The sequence below is a fragment of the Pseudomonas sp. SIMBA_041 genome (assembly GCF_046535095.1).
Lineage (GTDB): Bacteria > Pseudomonadota > Gammaproteobacteria > Pseudomonadales > Pseudomonadaceae > Aquipseudomonas > Aquipseudomonas mucoides.
This window is the reverse complement of record NZ_JAWRXJ010000508.1, coordinates 1-259: the sequence shown is the minus strand read 5'-3', so window position 1 is coordinate 259 and position 259 is coordinate 1. Positions and strand designations below refer to the sequence as shown.

At 33.6% G+C, this 259-nt stretch carries 1 protein-coding gene; it reads left to right on the top strand.

Translation table 11 applies throughout. The features are described 5' to 3' along the window. Positions 1–259, top strand: a 259-nt coding sequence (locus tag SB725_RS32120; protein ID WP_410923529.1) for a SusD/RagB family nutrient-binding outer membrane lipoprotein, incomplete at both ends; no start/stop codon positions are given.

Below are 259 nucleotides of genomic sequence, written 5' to 3'. Positions count from 1 at the left end.
GGCAGATATTAATCCTAGTCTTGCTCAAAGTACAGTTAATGATGCAATAACAGGAGGAGTAATGGCTTCTTCGGCAGATAATTGCGAGTTTAAATATCTTGAGGCTTCTCCTAATGAAAATCCAATTTATCAGGATATAAGCAGTAGAGATGATTTTGTTGCAGGTAAAACATTAGTAGATTTTATGAATACTACGAATGATAGTCGTATTACTAAATATTATGGAGATGTAGGTGGAGATTATATCGGTCAAACAATA